The sequence below is a fragment of the Halovenus rubra genome, from assembly GCF_026586665.1.
Classification (GTDB): domain Archaea; phylum Halobacteriota; class Halobacteria; order Halobacteriales; family Haloarculaceae; genus Halovenus; species Halovenus rubra.
The window spans coordinates 41,840-57,360 of record NZ_JAODIY010000048.1; the positions used below are offsets into that span (position 1 = coordinate 41,840).

Below are 15,521 nucleotides of genomic sequence, written 5' to 3' on the forward strand. Positions count from 1 at the left end.
CAACACGTCACAGTGTTGGCACTCTTTGCCAAGATAGCATAGCTTATTACCCAGCAACCACAGGGTTGTGTCATAATGAGACGTGGTACAACCGTGTTTGCGCTCGCAGTTGCCCTCCTGGCTATTACAGTGGTAGCCGTTCCAGGTGCAGCGAGTCTTGATGACGAGAGACAATCCGTGGAATCGACTAACGCAGTGATATCTGATGAACACATCAGCGAATGTACTGCCGAGCCGCCGGACGATTTCGCCGACCCTGATGGCGACGAGGTCATCGGCTGGGTTGATGGCTTCTGGTACAACGAGGGATTGAGCCTTGACACAACAGATGGCCTCAACGACACTGAGCTAGCGAATCTGGGTGCCCGCACCACCGCCCGTGTGGAAGCAATCCGCTGTCTGGACGCAATAAACGGCACGCCGCCTATTGAGGTCCAGACCCGCGAAGAGTTCCAAGATGAACAGAGTGGGCTCTACGGGAATGTCAGCAAGAAAGATAGACTTTCGGACAACGCCGTGTTCGAGACGATGATGATGATTAGTTCGCAAAATGACTCGATTGACATCCGTGAGCAAAACCGTGGTGCGACAGTCGGTGGCTTTTACAGTCCGACAGAGAACCGCATCGTCATGGTCAGCGACGACCCGGACAACCTGCTTATCGAGGAATATGTCTTGGCCCAAGAAGTCGGTCATGCTATTCAGGACCAGCAATTCAACCTGACGGACCTCGACCGGTCAACGACAGATATTGACAGCGGCATCAACGGTCTTATCGAGGGCGATATGAACCTCGTTGACCAGCGCTACCTCGAAGCGTGCGAGAATGACCTCTGGGGCGAGTCGTGTGTCAGCGAGACACAAGGCGAGAGCGAAAGCAGTGGTGGCGGACAGCCAGCAAACTGGGGGAAATACTTCCAGTCGTTCCAGCCATACAGTGACGGACCGGCATTCGTACAGTCACTGTATCAACAAGAAGGATGGGACGCTGTGAACGAACTATACGAAGAGCCACCAAAGTCCGCACTCTATACCGTATTTCCCGAAACCTATCCGGACGTCGAGCCTACCGAAGTTGAGGTCACTGATCAAAGTAACGACGAGTGGGAACGCCTTACCTGGGAAGACAGCAAAGACTACGATACACTCGGCGTTGCCAGCATCGCATCGATGTTCATCGCCCCGACAGCCGAATCGGGCGGCGCAGTGAACATCTACAACCCACAGAATATCCTCAATGACGAAGAAGGACCGGCCGCTAGCCCCTACAATTACGCACACCCCGAAACAGAGGGCTGGCGTGGTGACCGGATATACACGTACCGAAACGGTGAGGAAAGTGGCACAGTCTGGCAACTCGACTGGGCCTCTGCCGAAGATGGGGAGCCGTTCGTCAGCACATACAAGGAACTCATCGAACTCCGCGGCGGAACGGCTGTCGACGGGTACAAACATACGTACACGTTTGAGGACAGTGACGAATGGAATCTCGCCGTTACGATAGTCCCTGACGGCAGTACTGTGACGGTCGTTACTGCCCCGACTGTCGACGACTTGACCGCCATCCACGATATCGAACTTGTCGAATCTGAGCAGACAGATGGCGACGACGGTACTGACAGTGGGGACGGATCGGACAATGAAGACAGCGCTGGCAGTGAGGATGGGAACAATACTGAAACTGAAACCGAAACCGAAACGCCAACTGAAGACGGCAGCGATGGTGGATCCAGCGCTGACGGCGGCGACAGTACCGAAACCGAAAGCAACGCTACCGAGCCAGACAGCACAGATGCCGACGATGACGGTGCTGGCTTTGGCATCGTTGTCGGTGCAGTTGCAGTGCTCATGACGACGCTGGTCGTTCGGCGACGCCGAAACTAGAGCCGAAGCGAAACCGCGACTCTTCGGGCTGTTTCCTCCCGATGTAACACACCCCTGCCTTTTTTCATACCGCGCGAAAATGGTGATATAATATGGCCCTCCGGATGCAAATGCTTGCTGTTCTGGGACTACTTATCGGTCTCAATGCAGTGTTCGCGCTTGCGTTGCTTTGGGGATTTACAGTACTTGTGCCAACGGTTGTGACTGCAGCCTTCCTCGGTGATCCATCAGTGCTGTCGGACCTGTTGCGATTGCCACTCTCACCAATAGCAGATCTCGGGGTGGTAGTGCTCTTTCTCAGCGGGCAGTTGTACTACGGTTACAACCGGGTCCTGGCTGCGTCGGCCACGTCCAGCGAGGGAGGGACCCACGAGGTCGACGACATTGTGCGCCGACTTTCGATGACTGTCGACGTTCCGACACCTTCGACACGCATTGTTGACGACGAGACACCAAGTTGCTACACTGTCGGTCGGTTTACTGATGCAACAATCGTCGTGACGACGGGACTGATTGGGGCACTCGACCAGGATGAACTCGAAGCGGTACTCGCACACGAGGTTGCACACGTTGTCAACCGCGACGTGACGCTAATGACGGTCACGACACTCGTACTCGAACTCTCAACGCGTGCCTATCACACAGTCAGACTCGTCCCCCGTGCCTTTGGCGGGATGGAGAATCTCTCACGATATGAGCGCCTCGCACTTCGGTGGTTCCTTCCGCTTTCGGTCGTCGTCTATATTGTTGTCTCACCAGTGCTAGTTATCTTTCCGAGGGTTGCAAACTGGGCGACGCGGACGCTCTCACACGCCCGAGAATACGCTGCTGACGAGGCTGCGGCGACAATTACAGGAGAGCCACTCGCGCTGGCTACAGCGCTTGGAACACTGGCGGATGCAACAGCCGAGCCAGCAACGGACCTGCGGCGCACGCAGGCACTCTGTGTGGTCCCAACGCGACCCGTGACAGGACCAGTCGCACGGGAGACACCGGAATCGGACGAACGCGTTGCTGACCGAGAAGCGGCTGTTGCTGACTGGATTGCCGGTCGGACAACCGGCAACCCAGTTTCGGGGACACATCCACCCGTTGAGCAACGTATCGAGCGCCTCCAGTCACTCATCGGGGCAGAGGCAACAACATGAGGGCGCGACGCAACCTGTTGCTCGTATTCGTCTGCATAGTTGGAATACTGCTTGTAGCGGCCACACTCCCAGCGGCCGATCCGCGGGTCGATCCGCCTGGCGAACGCGCCAGCGGCGACTGGGAAAATGTGATCGAAACGCCGGAACGGGCAGGCGGAGAGAGTACGCCCGAAACCGAGCAAACGACACTCGGCGAATCACCGACGGACCTCGATCCGATTGTCAACGGAACGCTTGTTCCGGGGGAACGCGCACAGGCTGGCGTCTCAAAATCACAGCTTGAAGCGAGTGGTCATCAGCGAGTTACGATGCTTGTTGACGGGAAAAGGGTTGGTGCTGTGACCCCGGAGAGAATGGCGTCGTTTTCTGTTCCCCGGGAAGCCAAGAGCGTGAACATTACTGTTGAGGACACCGGCGACAGCGCCCGATTCCAGACAGTCACAGACGTGCAAATTGAGACTCGGGGCTTTCGGGTCCCGGGTGAACGTATTGACATCAAAGGAACCATTGGAGAACACAATATCTCGAATGCAGCCGTGCTCGTCGATGGCGAGACGGTCACGACAACCGATGCAGACGGCAAAGCCACCATCGAACTGCCCAAAACGTCGGAAGACCTGTCCTTGCAGGTCAAACGCGACATTCTTTCAGGGAATCATACCGTCGAAATGCCTGACCCGGAGGTATCGTTCTCGACGCCGGTTTATTTCCCCGGTGCGCCAACCCACATCTCAGTGAGCGCTGACGGGAAGTCCATCCAAAACGCGACAGTCAGCGTCGGCAACACGACGACGACGACGGGTAACGGTGGCGGGACGTTTCTTCGTCTCCCGGTCAGTGATGAGGTGACAGTCACCGCGACTGTCGGCGAGGAGCAGGTAACGACGACCGTCTCGAACCTGTATCTCCGGACAACCCTTATTTTGCTCGTCATTCCGGGGCTTCTCCTTGGCATAGTATGGAGCTACCTGCGGTTCATTCCGGAACAACGCCACGTGGGAAGGGCCCTTTCAGAACTGATGCTCGTGTTAGCAAGTCTGCTTGCAGGTATAACAGCAGCCATCGCGAGGACCGTCGACTCTGTGACCGCAATCCGGTTGTCCCGGATTAGTTTTCCGAGCCTCGCGAAACCAAGTCTGAGCATTCTAACCTCGACAGACAAGCGTTCATTGAGTTTCCCATCGTTTACCGGACTGATAGAGTCAGTGTTCTCTACAGGAACATCGACGGAGACGTCACTGACCGAAACCATCGAAGACGCATTTTCCCGGGACGAAAAGACAGACCAAAGTGAAATGTCAGAGACAGAAGACGAAACACCAGCGGTAGCTGATGAGGAGACACAGTCGCCAGACAGACAGACCGTCCTCAGAAAACACTGGCATATGTTCCTCGACCACGCCAACGTTTCCAATAGAGAGACACGAACCCCAGGCGAGGTCGCTCGGTACGCACTCTCGGCTGGATATCCACAGGAGAGTGTTCAGTCCCTGCTCTCGTTGTTCCGGGATGTGGAGTATGGAGGTACCGAACCGTCAGAGTCAGACGTAGCAGACGCACAGACCGCGGTAGATACGCTTGGCGACTACGATCCAGAGGAGGATTCCAAATGACGCTCAGCCGACACCGTCTGGGTCGTTGGGTAGTCGGTCTCTCGCTTACGATTGCCGTCTTAACACTCGCTGTTGGTGGTCTGTTGCGTTCAGTACTGCATTTTAGCGGAGTGATAAACACGCTCCGACTGGTCGCATACCTGCTCCCGGCCGGTGGACTACTACTGGTTACCAGTGTCCTATGGTCGGTCCGGCGCAGTGCCAAAGGTAAGGCGGAGCCTGACGAATTTGCCCAGTCAAACGTCGAGCAGGTCGAACGAGAGACAGCGCACACCGGAAGAGAGATCGAACAGCAAATCGAGAACGCTGCTATCGACTGCTACCAGTGCGAGGAGACCTACAGTATCGTCAATATCAAAGACCGCCTCAAAGAGAGCGCCATCAGAGCCGTTAAATCAAGTACAGGAGCCAGCCAAGAGCAGGCACGACAGATGCTCGAAAGTGGAACCTGGACCGACGACCGCGTCGCAGCAGCGTTTCTCTCGCCACGGTGTACACAGCCATTGAGCGAACGGCTCAGGAGTGTACTCGACCCCGGCCAAGGCTTTTATCGTCGTCTCAATCGGACGATTACAGCTATCGAAGCGCTAGAGGAGACGACCGTCAAAGCCGGAGGCGCTGAAACATTGAGCGAAACTGCAGCAGGTAATAAAACGAATGAAGCTGGAACGGTGCAGACGCTTGATTCCAGTGGGTCACCTGAAGAGGTGCGTGCAAAATGAACGATAACCAATGGGCAGTCAGCGTTGTTCTCGCACTGGTTGGTGTAGGAGTTGCGACTGGAACGCCGTTTCTTGTCGGGCTTGCAGTGGCACCACTGTCGTTTGTCGCCGCCGCAGGCTTCGATACCGCACCGAAACCAGCCGTCGAGCTTACCCGTGAGTTTGTGACCGCTCACGAGACAGAAGTAAAAACCGGCGACCCGGGTGAACGGATTACGGTCAACCTTACGCTTAGAAACACTGCATCATATCCGCTCACTGATATCCGGGTTATCGATGGCGTCCCCACCGACATCCCAGTTGTGAGTGGAACTCCGCGAGGCTGTTACAGCCTCGGCCCAGACGAAACCGCAACAATCGAATACGAAATCGAGTTGCGTCGCGGTGAACACGCCTTTAGAGATGCAACGGTCCGGAGTCGAGGCCCCAGTGCGGTCGGCCAACAAACCGAAACAAAGCCTGTCGCAGGTGATGCACAACTTGGCTGCTTGGCGTTCGTTGATAACGTGCCGATAGATCAAGGGACCAACGATTTCGCCGGTCAGATACCGACAAACGATGGCGGTAACGGAGTCGAATTCTACTCTGTCCGAGACTACGAGCCCGGGGACTCAGTCCGCTCGATAGATTGGCGACGGTACGCGAACAGTCGAGAACTTGCAACTGTTGAGTTCAGAGCCGAACGGGCGACGCGAGTGGTGTGTCTCGTGGATAGCCGGCGGAGTCAACAGCGTGCGCCGTCGGACGACCATCTGCCCGCACTGAACCTGATAGTCGCTGCCGCCGAACGGACGTTCGACGCCGTCATCGACAATGGGTATCCAACGGGTGTCGTCAGCCTCAACAACCGCTCCCATCGGTTCGTGGAGCCGGGAACCGACGGCCAAACCCGGACCACAGCGACATCACTGCTTGACGCAATCAGAGAACAGACAGAAGACACCGAGCAACACGTCCAGACACGCTGGGGCGAACCGCTCACTGTGATTCCGTCTTTGCTCCCGAGCAACGCACAGGTTATCCTGTTTTCGTCGTTCATTGATGACTATCCTGTGGATTTGGTCAAGCAACTCAGAGAACACGGCTATCCCGTCTGTGTCGTTTCACCGGATATTGCGACCGGTCGTAAAGATACAGCCGGCCGACTGACCGCTATCCAGCGTCGGACACGACTTACAGAGACACGCCAAACAGGTTCACACGTCGTCGACTGGGATATGGGCGACCCAATTGGTATTGTCCTGAATAAGGTTGTATCAGAGGTGTCACATATATGAGTATTGTTCGCAATGAGGATGAACTGCCACGAACAACACGCAATACGCTCATTGTTGGCGTCGCTATCGCTATCAGTGGGCTGGCACTACACGAGCCAGCCATTATCGGCGCTGCTATCGCTGGGGTGTTGGTCGGAGTCAGCGTTGTCGGTCTCACTGGTTGCCCGGAGCGAGCCACACTGGGAGCGGCGATTCTCCCGCTGGGACTTAGTATCGCTGTTGGATTGGTTGGCGTGATGATAACTGGAGTCACTATCTCGACGCTCGGCGGCAATGTTGTGGTTTCCAGTTCAGTGTATAGTGGTGTTGCTGCTGTCGTCGCCACGTTACTCGGAGCAGGTGTCGTCGGGACAGTAACCAACAGCGTCTCCCACGAAGCGGCATCAAGAGCACTCCTCAGTGCATTCGTGGGGGCGCTCACGGCCGCGGGACTTGTCGGATTCAGTCTGTCGGTCACAACCCCGAGTTCAACCGAGTCCATAGTTCAGACAGTCACTTACACCACCGGAGGCAGTTGGGGGAAACTCGTGGCCGCCATTATGCTCTCGGCACAAATACTGGTATTCTCGGCCTATGCGACGCCAGCTGCCGCCATATCGTCACCGGGGAACCGAAACAGGATTGTGACAATGAGACGGCAATTTCTGCTCGCTACCGTCCTCGTCACAGGGTCGTTCATCGCACTCATCTGGATGCTCCAGTCTGTCGGCGCTGACTGGGTTGTTACGAACATATTCAATACGGTAGTTGTCAGGCTGTTACTGACAGCCTGTTCTGCCCTCGGATTGGGTATCACGGTTGCCGCGCTGTTCGTACGAATATCGTGGCATCGCAAAGAAGACGGGCAGAACCCAGATGCGGGTATCATTGTAGGGACGATAATGAGCGTGACTGTCATTATCGGCGGAGGCATACTTCTTGGAGCCTCAGCAGAACAACTGTTTCTTGTGCCGACGCTGCTCGTGCTTGCCGGCCTCAGTATCTGGCTGGGAGTAGTGTTTGCAGATTTTAACCTTACCCAGAAGGCAAGACAAGAACTTCCAGCAGTTCTCGGAGCTCTCTGCCTTGTTGGAGCACTTGCCGTCGGTGCTAGTGTCGGCGGAACGGCGACGCTTGGGCGCTCCGAACTCGGGACTGTCCTCGCACTGAGTGGCGGACTATTTACGTACGCGATTGGGCAGTACGGGACCACGGTTACAGCAGAAGTCGGCGGACGAGCCACAATGCCAGAGCCACAACTCGTTCACGTTGCCTACGTGGGAAGCGTCATCATTATCGGAATGGTGTTGGCAGTCGTCGGGTACCTGTGTGCGATGTTCGTTGCACCAACATTTTCACTCCCATCAACAGTCGGCTTGGTCAGCGCGCTCGTTGCGACAGTGGGGCTTCTCAGGTTCCTGCGTCGGTAGCGCTCTCAGCCGGAGTCTCCATCGCAGGCACGTCAACGGAATTAAGCACAGATCGTACAACATCGGCTGGGTCTATACCGCGGACGCTCGCCTCGGGATCGAGGACCAGTCTATGTGCGAGTGCGGCGGGAGCAACGTGTTTTATATCATCAGGAACGACGTAGGATCGCCCCTCGATAGCAGCGTGGGCACGGGCAAGTTCAAACAACCGTTGGACGCCACGAGGGGAGACGCCAACCTGAACGCGTCCGTCAGTGCGGGTTGCTCGACAGAGCGCGCCAATGTAGTCTCGGACCGGGTCGTCAACAGAGACAGTCTCAGGGCTCTTCTGTACCTCCAGTACGGTCTCACTGTCGATGACTTGTGAGACAGTTGGGTCGGGACGGTCCCGTTGTGCGCGGCGGTCGATAAGTTCACGCGTGCCCGCTTCATCGGGATACCCCAACGATGTTTTGACCATGAACCGGTCGCGCTGCGCCTCTGGAAGTTCGAATGTGCCTTCCTGCTCAACGGGATTCTGTGTCGCGATGACGATAAACGGTTCCGGTAGTTTGTGGCTTTCGCCGTCGACGGTAACCTGTCTTTCTTCCATCGCTTCCAGCAGCGCAGATTGCGTCTTTGGCGGTGCACGGTTGATTTCATCGGCAAGGACAATGTTGGCAAACACGGGGCCGGGGGTGAAGTGGAACTCGCCAGTTCCTTCTTCGAAGACGTAGGAGCCGGTCACGTCAGAGGGCATGAGGTCGGGCGTAAACTGGATACGGGAGAAGTCAAGGCCGAGAGCAGTCGACAGCGACCGGGCAGTCAGCGTCTTTCCGGTCCCGGGAACGTCCTCAAGTAGGACGTGGCCCCGGGCGACAACGCCGGCCAGCAGCTCTCTCAGAACCGACCGGTCGACGACGACTACCGACTGTACTTCATCAAGGACAGTCTCGGCGCGGGTAGTAGTTTTCTCTACGGACATACCCGAGTACAAGATGCCAGCTGGTTTATATTCACTGGATACTCTCATACTGACAAGTTACAGATAGTTCGTGTGTCGCAGCAAAGAAAGCGCATGCAGCCAACGATGTGAGCAGAGGGTGACCCAATTGGCACCGAGAGAATGTCGGTGTTAATCGAAGCGCCAGCAGGTGCGTCAGACACAGATTCAAATAGGAGGAGATACTGGACCTCAACAGAGTGCAACCCCGTGGCAGACACGGCCGAAACACAGACATACCTCGCTACTCAACAGACCCAACATCAATCCACACTTATGAAGCTTGCAACAATCGGTGTCGGTAACGCCGGCACAAAGATTCTTGACCGGATGCTGGAGTTCGAAGATAAGACGAATCGAAGCCTCTGTCGACACGCAATGGCAATCAACACCGCCCGGACAGACCTTGCCAAACCGGATTTTATTCCACCGGAGCGGCGTGTCCTCATCGGCGATACACATCAAGGGGCAAAGGGCCACGGTGTTGGCGGCGATGTCGAAGTCGGCGCTGATGTCGCAAAGACCGAGATTGAGGAGATTCGCCGGGCGTTCGACGACGTAGAAATTCACGACGTAGACGCCCTTCTCGTCTCCGCCGGTCTCGGTGGCGGTACCGGCAGCGGTGCCGGTCCAGTCGTCATCGATGAACTACAGAAGATGTACGATGAACCGGTGTATGGACTGGGGGTTCTCCCAGGCGAGTACGAGGGTGGCCGTCCCGCACTGAACGCGGCCCGGTCACTGCAGTCGTTCGTTACGAAAGTCGACAATTTTGTCGCCTTCGATAACGACGCCTGGCGCGCTCGTGACCAGACCATCGAAGAAGGGTACGACGAGATGAACGGCGAGTTGGCGACTCGTATCGTCACACTCCTCGCTGCGGGCGAGAAAGACGATACAGACGTCGCAGAGAACGTGATGGACTCCAGTGACATCATGCGGACGCTTGATACCGGCGGTATCTCTTCGATTGGCTATGCTTCGAGCCCAGTCGACGCACAGAAAGGGCTTATCGGACGGTTCCGAGAAGACGACGAAGAGTTCAACGCTGATGAGGCAACCGACGCGACAAAAATCAAGGGCCTCGTCCGCCGTGCGGTTAACTCCCGGCTGACGATTCCCTGTGAGGTATCGAGTGCCGACCGCGTATTGGTAGTCATCTCGGGTCCCCCAGAGATGTTCGCCAGAAAAGGGCTCGAAAGCGCCCGCCAGTGGCTCGAAGACACCGCAGATACCGTCGAGGTACTGGCCGGCGACGACCCACGAGAGAATGCAACCGAACTGGCCGCGGCCGTCCTGCTCTCGAACGTGACTGAGACCCCGCGTGTCGATGAGATTCAGGACCAAGCGGTCGACGCACAGAACAAGATTCAGGAACTTGACGCAGTCCGTGAGCAAGAAATCGAGGAGCTCATCACGGATGACGATGACGAACTCGACCCGGTTGTCTAACCGTGACGACAGTATCCGAGAGGTCAGTACGGTGATACCGATATGAAATTCGCACTCGTCGGCGTCGGGGGTGCAGGAGGCCGAATCGTTGACCGACTCCATGAGGAGGAAGCTGCAACCGGTCGGTCGTTTTCGAACGGGAGCCTTCTCGCCTTCGATACGGACCGCTCGGCGTTCGAGGGAATGGACCATATTCCGCTGGACAGACATATCCTTGTCGGCGACACTCATCCCGACATCCGCGGGGAAGGTGTCGACGGCGATATCGAGCTTGCAGTCTCAGTTGCTCGTGAGGACCGCAACGAACTTCACCGAGAGTTCGACAAGCTCAAACTCCACGAACTTGACGCAGTCGTACTCGTTGGTGGGCTCGCTGGAGGCACCGGCGGTGGCCTCGGCGCGGTTATCCTGGAGAGCCTCCAGACGCTGACCGACATTCCAGTGTATGCTATCGGCGTTCTTCCTGACGGCGGCGAACCCGACCAACACATCGTAAACGCAGCCGAATCGCTTCAGTCATTTGTTCGCCTTGCCGACAGCGTCATCCTCTTTGATAATGACGCGTGGCACGACAGCGCCGACACCCTTGAAACAGCGTATGACAGTTTGAACGATGGGCTTGCCCAACGAGTAAGCGCAATGCTTGGGCTGAATGAACTTGCGGATGCCGACATCGCCGAGAACACGCTGGACTCAAGCGACCTGATAAAGACACTTGATAGCGGTGGTATTTCGGTAATCGGACAGGCAACTGTCGAGTTAGAAGACAGCGGGTTCTTTGACCGAATCGTCTCGCTGTTCCGGAACGGTGATGAGACTGAAGACGATGGGACGACGACGACGCTTGCGATGCGAACACAGGACCTCGTCCAAGAGGCAACAACGCGAAACCTGACAACCCCCTGTGAGATGTCAAGTACAGACCGTGGGCTCCTGCTCGTTTCCGGGCCGGCGGAGGAAATTTCACGGAAAGGCTTCGAGAGTGGTCGCTACTGGCTCGAACAAGAGAGTGACGCAGCCGAGGTGTTTGCGGGCGACGAGCCACGGCCGAACGGATCGACAGTCACCGCGAGTGTTCTCCTCTCAAACGTGACTGAAATTCCACGAGTCGACCGGCTCAAAGAGCGCGCAGTCGAGGCAAAACAGACGTCTACCAGCAAGCACCAGCCACAAGACTGAGTCAGTCTGCTATGACGCCACCGTCGAGATTCGCCAAAAACCGCGAGAGGTGAATCCGGTCGCTTGTCCCATCGGCAATATCCATGTCTATTTCGCCGGCAAGCTGATGAACGGTGGCAAGTTCCGAACCGGTGTACCGCGACCGGGAGACATCAAGCACCGATTCGAGTACCTCCGCACCGCTGTACCCTTCATCGATGAGTAGTTCATCAAGTGTCGAGCGTGCGTCAGTAAAGTCACCGGCTTCGGCATCGGCAATCATCTCCTGAACGCGCTCGTCGGTATCAACTGCAGAGAGCACTTCGTATGCGGTACTCATCGTCAGTTCGTCTTTCTGTTCGGCGGTTGTCTGGGCTGAGAGGATTGCCTCTCGCAGGTCGCCGCTTGCGGCCCCGGCAACGTACTCTAGTCCTTCCTCGTCGTATGGGACATCTTCCCGTTCGACAATTGTTTTGAGTACGCTGATTAGTTCGTCTTGCGTCGGTGCACGGACCGGAACAGGGTAACACCGTGACCGAATCGGCGAGATGAGGGCGGAGGGCTGTCGGGTAGCGATGACAAACTGTGTTACCTCGTGGTACTGTTCCATGACTCGACGTAACGCCTGCTGGAAGTCTTCACGCATCCCCTCGGCGTTGTCGAGCAACACAGTCTTGTACTCGCCGGTGACTGGCATGTTGGCCGCTGATTCCTTGAGGACGTGGTTGATGAGGTCCGCTTTCGAGGAGTTGCGGCGGCGTTTGGAGTCGATAAACTGCGAGAAGCGTGGGTCTTTACTGATCTCTTTTTTTGTCGAGTCAAAGAAATCCGAAACGTTGATTTCGACTCGGTCGGCGTCGGGTTTGTCGTGTAACTCCCGCGTAAGCGCACGGACACCTGCAGTCTTGCCGCTTCCTTTTGGCCCGTGGACAACAAGATTCATCGGTTCTTCGAGCGCGCGGCCGAGGTTGTCCCTAACCTCTTTTTGGGGCAACTCATCCAGCGCGGGGGCATGTTGCTCCGTCCACAGTGGCGTCTCCATTGCCAGAAACTACCAGTCCATCGAGTACAAATCTTCCCATCTTGGTCTGCGAAGCTCTCAGCAACAACAGCCTTTATTTGCATATTTAGCCATAGATATATATGGGAAATCCCTCCATCTCCCGCCGAGAGTTTGCCGCCCTCTCCGCTGGGGCTGCCGGTGCAGTCCTCGGGACTGGTACCGCTACGAGCCGGTCGTTTTCAGCTGTAGAAACGACCCCGCGCTACGAGTTTCTGTTGAACAACGTCGAAGACGACCACACAATTCCAACGCTGGTCACGTTCACAGACGACTCTGGATACGACGTACTCGCGGAACACGTGCCATCGTACCGGAGTCATGAAGCTGACCTCGCTGCCTACGCAAAACTGGTTCCCAAGGACGCACGAGCAGTCGTCGAGGCAGAACCGACCGAACAAGTCGAGTACGCGCCCGGGTCCAACCCCTTCTGGAAACTCGATAAGTACGGCGATGGTGTCTTCCTTGACCCCGAGGATAGTGTCGATTTCATCGGGCTAGAAGAGGCTCGCTCCGGCGTCGAGTTTCTCGAACAGCGCCATGGTGACCGTCTGAACGTCCGGACTCACGGGAACGGACCCGGACACGAGAATCTCTATCAAGAAACAACAGACCCACGCGATGTCTGGACACTCGAGGTCACAGAGAACATCGGTGATACGGCCACATTCGCCGAGAAGGAGAAACTGGTCTTTATGATGAGCGTTCACGGCGACGAACGCGCGGGAATCGAGGCCGGCCTCCGATTTGTCGAAGAGATACTGGACGGACAGCGAGCTGACATCGAAGAGCTTCTCTCGGAGTTTGTGCTTCTCTTTGTCAGCCCCAACCCCGGTGGCTGGGTTGTCAGGGAGCCGATATACGATAATCCGACTGAGCCGCCGGACTTCCGTCGTTTCAATGCTGCGGGGCTTGACCCGAACCGTCAGTATCCCGTCCCGGGCTGGATTCTGCCGAGCTATGCACCGGGGGAGCCAGATGGGTCAAACCTCGTCGATGATGATATCGGCGACGTAGACGACGACGTTCCTGACAACAGTAGCGAGCAAACACCCGATACACTCGCCGTTGTCGACCACCTCCGGACCTACGAGAACGTCGAGTATCTGCTAGACCTACACGGGATGTACGCAAATTCGAGTGCAATCGCTTCGCTGACACCCGCTGGTGGGACACCCAGTGACCGGGCTGGGATGGAACTTCTCAACCGTACACTGAAACGGAATATAGAATCTTCACTCGGGTCGGTTGACAGGTGGCAAGACACGTTTGAGACTGCAGTCGAGGATTACGAGAATCAGGATGCCTGCCAGTACAACGGGTTCTGTGAGACACCGGAGACCCTGTTCGAGTACGGGTCAGCATTGGATTTGTTCGGCTACACGCCAACGGGTGCTATCGATAGCTGGGCAGTCACCCCAGAGTCGAAAGGCGGTCTTGGAGCGACAGCACTGACACTCGAAATCGTGTTCGCCAACTCTTTTCCCGAAGACATGCGGGTCAGTTTCCTGCCAGAGATAACCCGCTTTCACCTCGAGGCGTACGGGACCGCAATCGAGACGACAATCAGACAGGCAGCCAACGAAGTAGATGGGGCAGTGGCAACCGGGGAGCGGTCGACCGCTTACCTCGAAAGTGACAGTCTCACCCGGTCCTCGGCTGACCTGTCCTACGTCGGAGCGGGGGAAGCGGTTGCCGGTGGCGTTGGCACAGCAAGCCCGGTCGGTGGCGAGTATGTTCACAAGACCAGAGTATTCGGCGGCAAAGGGACGATTGATGCAGGGACCACACAGCTGACCGCAACCGAAAACACACCCGACCCGGAAGCGGTATTCGGCTACCAGCAACAGGAGTACGAGGTGACACCGCTGTCAGTCTTCGAAACGCTTGCCGACTACGCTGACGCACCTGTTGAACCGGTTGGTGCCGACGAGATTCGCGGCGGTACACTGGTTGCAGATGGCACTCCGACGTACGATAACCTCGTGGTCTGTCATGACGACAGTATCGATACGGCGTTCCTGACGGCGCTGACGGAGTATGTCGAGGCTGGCGGGAATCTCGTGTTGACCGATGCGGGAGTCGAAGTCGCTGCTGGACTCGATATAGCCGGTCTCGAATCGGTCGACGAGGAGAGCGTTTCCCGGTCCGAGAACAGGTTTCCCAGCTACGAAGTCGGTGATGAGGAGACACAGCAACTTCTTGATGACAATACAGGGTCCAAGTCGACCCGCGGGCGCTCTATCCAGGAACCGTGGAACTATCCACGGCTCGGATATAAAAGAGGGCAATCTCCAGAATACAGCGTCTCAGACTTTGCACTCGGCGAAGCTGTCGAGGTACATACTGGTCGCGACGCTGCAGTCAGGCTTGCAAGCCTTCCAGTACAGGCAGAGCGTGTCGGCGTCCATCTGTTAGGGTCGCTTCTCCCGCCGGCCGAGCAAGGAAACCTCCATCCATTTGGACTGTTCGACCACTCGCTGACGCTGTTTGGCTACCAGCTCCTGTATAACGCGTTGGGGTATCGGTTTGATTGTCTGCAAAACGGCAAACAGGAAGCAACGTTCGGGTCAACCATCGCTACGAAATTCGCCAAGCGTCCCGACGAGCAGACACCGACTGAAACAGCCACGCCAACGGCCACCGAAACGGCCGAGCCGACACCCGACGAGACTGAAACAGCAAGTCCAGCCGATGACGACGGCCCAGGGTTTGGTCCACTCACAGCACTGGCGGGCGCAGGCACCACGAGCTACGTTCTCAGGCGACGACTCGACGACACCGCTTCGGATGAAGGAGTAAGTAGTGACTGAAAG

General features: G+C 56.6%; 11 protein-coding genes. 9 read left to right on the forward strand and 2 right to left on the reverse strand.

From position 1 onward, the window contains the following. Nucleotides 1-75 precede the first annotated feature (75 nt). The 6 genes from N5098_RS17200 to N5098_RS17225 all read left to right on the forward strand — a co-directional run bounded on the left by N5098_RS17200 (nucleotide 76) and on the right by N5098_RS17225 (nucleotide 8,053). Complete coding sequence (locus N5098_RS17200; protein ID WP_267639071.1) at nucleotides 76-1,884, forward strand: Hvo_1808 family surface protein; 1,809 nt, start codon at nucleotides 76-78, stop codon at nucleotides 1,882-1,884. Between the two features lie 92 nt (nucleotides 1,885-1,976). After that, complete coding sequence (locus N5098_RS17205; protein ID WP_267639072.1) at nucleotides 1,977-3,032, forward strand: M48 family metallopeptidase; 1,056 nt, start codon at nucleotides 1,977-1,979, stop codon at nucleotides 3,030-3,032. After that, nucleotides 3,029-4,645 carry a DUF4129 domain-containing protein gene (locus tag N5098_RS17210; protein WP_267639073.1) on the forward strand — a complete coding sequence of 539 codons (1,617 nt, stop codon included), beginning with the start codon at nucleotides 3,029-3,031 and terminating at the stop codon, nucleotides 4,643-4,645. The genes N5098_RS17205 and N5098_RS17210 overlap by 4 nt, the downstream gene beginning before the upstream one ends. Next, the gene (locus N5098_RS17215) at nucleotides 4,642-5,367 is read left to right on the forward strand and encodes a DUF7269 family protein (protein WP_267639074.1); all 726 of its coding nucleotides are present in this window, start codon (nucleotides 4,642-4,644) and stop codon (nucleotides 5,365-5,367) included. Before N5098_RS17210 ends, N5098_RS17215 begins: the two co-directional genes overlap by 4 nt. Further along, a complete protein-coding gene (locus tag N5098_RS17220) occupies nucleotides 5,364-6,644 on the forward strand; it encodes a DUF58 domain-containing protein (protein WP_267639075.1) in 1,281 nt (426 codons plus the stop codon). Before N5098_RS17215 ends, N5098_RS17220 begins: the two co-directional genes overlap by 4 nt. Beyond that, nucleotides 6,641-8,053 carry a hypothetical protein gene (locus N5098_RS17225; RefSeq protein WP_267639076.1) on the forward strand — a complete coding sequence of 471 codons (1,413 nt, stop codon included), beginning with the start codon at nucleotides 6,641-6,643 and terminating at the stop codon, nucleotides 8,051-8,053. The genes N5098_RS17220 and N5098_RS17225 overlap by 4 nt, the downstream gene beginning before the upstream one ends. Here N5098_RS17225 and N5098_RS17230 read toward each other — a convergent pair. Continuing rightward, a complete protein-coding gene (locus N5098_RS17230; protein ID WP_267639077.1) occupies nucleotides 8,034-9,017 on the reverse strand; it encodes an AAA family ATPase in 984 nt (327 codons plus the stop codon). The two genes, N5098_RS17225 and N5098_RS17230, sit on opposite strands and share 20 nt — an antisense overlap. Before the next feature lie 294 nt (nucleotides 9,018-9,311). On the opposite strand from N5098_RS17230, the gene N5098_RS17235 reads away from it, so the two are divergent. Beyond that, nucleotides 9,312-10,487 (forward strand): tubulin/FtsZ family protein, encoded by a 1,176-nt coding sequence (locus N5098_RS17235; protein ID WP_267639078.1) that lies wholly within the window; start codon nucleotides 9,312-9,314, stop codon nucleotides 10,485-10,487. A gap of 42 nt (nucleotides 10,488-10,529) precedes the next feature. Then, nucleotides 10,530-11,666, forward strand: a complete 1,137-nt coding sequence (locus tag N5098_RS17240) for a tubulin/FtsZ family protein (RefSeq protein ID WP_267639079.1) — start codon at nucleotides 10,530-10,532, stop codon at nucleotides 11,664-11,666. Nucleotide 11,667: 1 nt separating this feature from the next. On the opposite strand, the gene N5098_RS17245 is transcribed toward N5098_RS17240, so the two are convergent. After that, nucleotides 11,668-12,687: an AAA family ATPase gene (locus N5098_RS17245; RefSeq protein WP_267639080.1), complete on the reverse strand. Its 1,020-nt coding sequence runs from the start codon at nucleotides 12,685-12,687 to the stop codon at nucleotides 11,668-11,670. Between the two features lie 101 nt (nucleotides 12,688-12,788). Between N5098_RS17245 and N5098_RS17250 the strand changes: the two genes are divergently transcribed. After that, nucleotides 12,789-15,518, forward strand: coding sequence for a M14 family zinc carboxypeptidase (locus tag N5098_RS17250; protein WP_267639081.1), 2,730 nt, complete (start codon nucleotides 12,789-12,791; stop codon nucleotides 15,516-15,518). Nucleotides 15,519-15,521 lie beyond the last annotated feature (3 nt).

What these genes read in the sequence shown, in the direction of transcription:
- N5098_RS17200 (WP_267639071.1), top strand. Translation starts at nt 76, where the DNA reads ATGAGACGTGGTACAACCGTGTTTGCGCTCGCAGTTGCCCTCCTGGCT.
- N5098_RS17205 (WP_267639072.1), top strand. Translation starts at nt 1,977, where the DNA reads ATGGCCCTCCGGATGCAAATGCTTGCTGTTCTGGGACTACTTATCGGT.
- N5098_RS17210 (WP_267639073.1), top strand. Translation starts at nt 3,029, where the DNA reads ATGAGGGCGCGACGCAACCTGTTGCTCGTATTCGTCTGCATAGTTGGA.
- N5098_RS17215 (WP_267639074.1), top strand. Translation starts at nt 4,642, where the DNA reads ATGACGCTCAGCCGACACCGTCTGGGTCGTTGGGTAGTCGGTCTCTCG.
- N5098_RS17220 (WP_267639075.1), top strand. Translation starts at nt 5,364, where the DNA reads ATGAACGATAACCAATGGGCAGTCAGCGTTGTTCTCGCACTGGTTGGT.
- N5098_RS17225 (WP_267639076.1), top strand. Translation starts at nt 6,641, where the DNA reads ATGAGTATTGTTCGCAATGAGGATGAACTGCCACGAACAACACGCAAT.
- N5098_RS17230 (WP_267639077.1), bottom strand. Translation starts at nt 9,017, where the DNA reads ATGTCCGTAGAGAAAACTACTACCCGCGCCGAGACTGTCCTTGATGAA.
- N5098_RS17235 (WP_267639078.1), top strand. Translation starts at nt 9,312, where the DNA reads ATGAAGCTTGCAACAATCGGTGTCGGTAACGCCGGCACAAAGATTCTT.
- N5098_RS17240 (WP_267639079.1), top strand. Translation starts at nt 10,530, where the DNA reads ATGAAATTCGCACTCGTCGGCGTCGGGGGTGCAGGAGGCCGAATCGTT.
- N5098_RS17245 (WP_267639080.1), bottom strand. Translation starts at nt 12,687, where the DNA reads ATGGAGACGCCACTGTGGACGGAGCAACATGCCCCCGCGCTGGATGAG.
- N5098_RS17250 (WP_267639081.1), top strand. Translation starts at nt 12,789, where the DNA reads ATGGGAAATCCCTCCATCTCCCGCCGAGAGTTTGCCGCCCTCTCCGCT.